This window comes from Hyunsoonleella rubra, assembly GCF_042684665.1.
Classification (GTDB): Bacteria; Bacteroidota; Bacteroidia; order Flavobacteriales; family Flavobacteriaceae; genus Jejuia; species Jejuia rubra.
The window spans coordinates 1-4,107 of record NZ_JBHULY010000017.1 but is presented as its reverse complement, the minus strand read 5'-3'; the positions used below and the strand labels follow the sequence as shown (position 1 = coordinate 4,107).

At 28.5% G+C, this 4,107-nt stretch carries 7 protein-coding genes; 1 reads left to right on the top strand and 6 read right to left on the bottom strand.

All coding sequences use genetic code 11. The annotated features are described in order from the left end of the window. Window positions 1-212: 212 nt before the first annotated feature. Window positions 213-389, bottom strand: coding sequence for a hypothetical protein (locus ACFSR8_RS09705; protein ID WP_380291479.1), 177 nt, complete (start codon window positions 387-389; stop codon window positions 213-215). Between the two features lie 33 nt (window positions 390-422). Then, window positions 423-755, bottom strand: coding sequence for a cupin domain-containing protein (locus ACFSR8_RS09700; RefSeq protein WP_380291477.1), 333 nt, complete (start codon window positions 753-755; stop codon window positions 423-425). A 329-nt stretch (window positions 756-1,084) separates the two neighbouring features. On the opposite strand from ACFSR8_RS09700, the gene ACFSR8_RS09695 reads away from it, so the two are divergent. Next, window positions 1,085-1,297: a hypothetical protein gene (locus tag ACFSR8_RS09695; RefSeq protein ID WP_380291475.1), complete on the top strand. Its 213-nt coding sequence runs from the start codon at window positions 1,085-1,087 to the stop codon at window positions 1,295-1,297. A gap of 214 nt (window positions 1,298-1,511) precedes the next feature. Here ACFSR8_RS09695 and ACFSR8_RS09690 read toward each other — a convergent pair whose 3' ends face one another. The 4 genes from ACFSR8_RS09690 to ACFSR8_RS09675 all read right to left on the bottom strand — a co-directional run bounded on the left by ACFSR8_RS09690 (window position 1,512) and on the right by ACFSR8_RS09675 (window position 3,656). Continuing rightward, window positions 1,512-1,757: a hypothetical protein gene (locus ACFSR8_RS09690; RefSeq protein ID WP_380291473.1), complete on the bottom strand. Its 246-nt coding sequence runs from the start codon at window positions 1,755-1,757 to the stop codon at window positions 1,512-1,514. A 100-nt stretch (window positions 1,758-1,857) separates the two neighbouring features. Next, a complete protein-coding gene (locus tag ACFSR8_RS09685; protein ID WP_380291471.1) occupies window positions 1,858-2,418 on the bottom strand; it encodes a helix-turn-helix domain-containing protein in 561 nt (186 codons plus the stop codon). 103 nt (window positions 2,419-2,521) lie between these two features. After that, on the bottom strand, window positions 2,522-2,764 hold the full coding sequence (locus ACFSR8_RS09680) for a cold-shock protein (RefSeq protein ID WP_380291469.1): 243 nt from the start codon (window positions 2,762-2,764) through the stop codon (window positions 2,522-2,524). 28 nt (window positions 2,765-2,792) lie between these two features. Further along, window positions 2,793-3,656, bottom strand: coding sequence for a sigma-70 family RNA polymerase sigma factor (locus ACFSR8_RS09675; RefSeq protein WP_380291467.1), 864 nt, complete (start codon window positions 3,654-3,656; stop codon window positions 2,793-2,795). Window positions 3,657-4,107: the final 451 nt, after the last annotated feature.

The following is a 4,107-nucleotide window of genomic DNA, read 5'->3' as shown; positions in this document are numbered from 1 at the left end:
TTGCCTTGCATATATAAATATACGAAATTTCTGTATATTTAGCAAAGAATTGTGCAACAGGCACATCGTGTATAGCTCATTGCGGCTGAATTCCTAATCGGAATTCATTGCAATTTGCTATCTTTCGGTTACGGCGGAAAATCATAGCTGATTTTCCGCAACGAGCCATACACAAAACCGTTACCCAACATTTCCAAAAAACTGTTTAAAATTCAATCTTTAGTATTATAAAATTTGATTTCTCTTGCAAAGTAAACTTTTTCTTTTTCTTCTGGCTGATCTAATACATCACAATAGTAAACTTTACGAGCAAAAACTCTAACCTTTAATGGCGTTGTTGGATTAACTTTGGCACATACAATGTCACCTGATTTAAATTTATTTTCCATAATAATTTTTAAACTTTATTTTTTGCGCATTTTCTAATCGTTCTTAATTGTAGCACAAATCATTTTAAACGGTTGATTGGCCTCAATTGAACTGTTAACCGTGCCTGGTATAAGAATTGAATCACCTTTTTGCATAAAAGTTGAATTGTTATTAATTACAACTTCAGCTTTACCCTCGATTATATAAATAAATCTAGAGAAGGGTGACTTTTTATATACTTGAACTTTCCCAAAATCAAAGAGCAGTACTTGAATAACACACGCATTTCTAACCAATATATTTTTAACTACAATATTATTAGAACTACATTGTACTATATCAGATAGGTTAAACTTAACGCTTTCTTCAAACTCACCTTTATTCATGTTCGCTTTCTATTCTGAATATTTTTTTAAATTTCTCTTGAAAATTTTAGCTGCTCTTTTTTCTTTAGCCGTTTTAGTAGCTGGAGTTTTTCCGTTTTTTTGTTTCCCTTTTTCCTCTCTTGACATTTTTTAGTTAATAATTTGATTAGCGAATAAGATACCATTAATAACGGCTAGTTAGTTACATTAAAAAATGAATGAGTTATAGATATCACAGATTAATTTAGTAATTTAAAATATCTGTTAATTATATAAACACAAATAGGTAGGCTGTAAGCTTGACGGAAATAATAGTCTCAACTTTACAAAAACAATTAAATAGTTTCACTATGATAGATTTACCTATTACCCACAAAACAACTTTAACGCAGATTAAGGAAAGTAAGGCCAGAAAACAGACAAAACTTAAGTCTATATTTAAACCAATAATTCAAAAAATTAGATATGTTTTTAAGGATAAGCCCATACATTTAAACTTAGCTAAAAATGGAAGAAGACAGATAAATTTTATACCTAAAATAAAACCTATGAAATGGAAATAAAAAAAGCAGACTATTTAGTCTGCTTTTTAAAGCCAAATAAATTAATATTTGGTCTTCCCTAACTGATTAATAGCCTTACAAAGATAACTATGAGTTAATATATTTAGTTATACACTTTTTGGCGATAGTTACATAAATTACTGATTTAAAGTTTGCAAATAAAAAAACAGTTTATTTAAAAACTGTTCTTAATACTTAGAGTCAACTTAATATTCTAGATTGCATTTGCAATGCTTTTATAATTTGATTTCAAGATACCTACAACTTCATTTCTGTCCTTATGTAACTTGTTTTCTAACCTTTTAATTAAATCTAATTCTTTACCACTTTCAAATTTTACATCTTCAGAGGACAATTTTGGATACTTCACTTTTAATGCTTTTGATTGTTTGTCCCAATCACCACTAAATTTAAACAGCTCACTAGACTTTCTCTCACCTTCTTTGTTCTTGGTTTCCATAATTATGTATTTAACGTAATGCTTAATTGCGTTACTATTACAAAGATGATGACTTATGTCTTAATTCCTGTTACACAAGCAGTTAATTAGATTACACATCTTACAGATTCTCTAGATTTCTTTTTCTTTTTTGACCGATTTTTTTATAAAATGTAGGCGTGTGTCCAGTAACTTTTTTAAATTGGTTAGACAAATGACCTACACTACTATAATGTAATTTATAGGCAATTTCTGTGAGATTAAGTTGGTTGTAAAGAATCAACTCTTTTGCCCTTTCTATTTTATGTTTAATAATAAAATACTGAATAGTAATACCCTTAACTTCGGAAAAAAGATTTGATAAATATGTATAGTCATAGTCCAATTTTTCAGCTATATAATCTGAATAATTAACATTTGGTACTTCATCTGAATAATGAATCATCTCAATGATTACATTTTTTATCTTATCAACCAGAATACTTTTTTTATCATCTAATAATTCCAAACCTGACACAGCTAAGTTTGATTTGAGTTCTTGTTTTTGAAATTCGGAAATGTCCTCTATTATTTCAATCATTCCAAGTTCGACACTTATATAATGTAATCCTAGTTTTTCTAGCTCATGCTTTACCATAAGCTTACACCTTAAACTTACCATGTACTTGATATAAAATTTCATAGTACTATAACTTTATTATCTTGATTTCTTTTGTATAATTTAGGTTTATTATACAAAAAAACCATCTTAATAGATGGTTTTCTTCTATTTTAGGCAATGTAGATTAAACTACACTTACTTTTATAGCACTTAAACCTTTCTCACCTTTTTCCACATCAAACGTTACATTGTCATTCTCTTTTATTTGATCTATAAGATTTGATGTATGAACAAATATTTCTTCTTCAGAGTCTTTTACTGTAATAAAACCAAAACCTTTGGCATCGTTAAAAAATTTTACTGTACCTTCTTTCATAATTGTTACTTTATTAGTATTCATTAATTTATTTATAAATCTTTTTATCATAATTTCTTGTTTTAATTAATAATTGTTGTTAACCCAAATATTTTAATAATAGATGAGACTTGTTTGATTTTTTGATATTTAAAATTGCAGACTCTTTGATTTGTCTAACTCGTTCTCGTGATATTCCAAATAACTGAGCTATTTCTACTAAGGTCATTGACGATTCGAAACCAATACCATAATGAAGCTTAATGATGACTGAATCTCTCTCTGATAGAGAATTCAGTACAGCTACTAAGTCTGTATGGAGTGAGTCTAATAATAACACATTATCTGGTTGAGGAAATACGTCAGAAATAATTATATTTTGCATATTAAGATCTGTTTCTGGAGATAAAGGTGCGTCAATAGAAACACCATATGCTGAACTCTTAATGCAAATATTCACCTCTTCAACAGATACTTCAATAATTTCAGAAATTTCATATGAAGTTGGCTCACGACCATGTTTTTGTTCAAAAAAAGTTACTGCTTTTTTTATTTTGTTAATAACACCTATCTTATTCAGAGGTAACCTTACCATTCTTGAGTTTTCTGATAAAGATTGTACTATTCCTTGTCTAATCCACCATACTGCATAAGATATAAACTTAAATCCGCGAGTTTCGTCAAATCGTTTGGCTGCTTTTAATAAACCTAAATTGCCTTCATTTATTAAATCAGGAAGTGACAAACCCTTATTTTGATACTGTTTCGCAACTGATACTACGAATCTTAAATTAGCATTTGTGAGTTCATCTAAAGCGAATTTACAACCAGCTTTGATTTGTGTTGCTAGCTCAACTTCTCTTTCTAATGATATTAAGCTAATTTTACTAATATCATTTAAGTATTTATTAAGTGATTCTTCATTTCTAATTGTAATTTGCTCAGTTATTTTAAGTGATTTCATTTAAAACAAGGTTTTATTGAATCGTCCAAATAATAATGAGCCACCATTCTTTCAAAGGAACTTTCTGTTATGAAAAGCATAAATTATCCACAAAACACTCTAGGAAGAAATAAAGTAAGGAAGATATATCTTTACTAAATAATTTATTATGCATCTGTGTAAAGAAACGGCTTATAATTGGCATTATATGAGTTAATTACTTTTATTTTCAGAAAATATTAAAGCTAATAAATTAAATTTAGGCAATGATATACTTATGTGACCCAATTATTTGAGAATTTTATTATAGTTAGCACAAATACAGTATGGCAAGAATGAGGTATTATACAAAGTTGATTTTGGAACTGAAGAAAAGGAAACCAATATCATAATAAACGTTGGGTAACACCGGTAACCGTTGCGCAAGCCGCCATAAAAACCCATAATTTCTGCAACAGACTCGTTTTAAGGA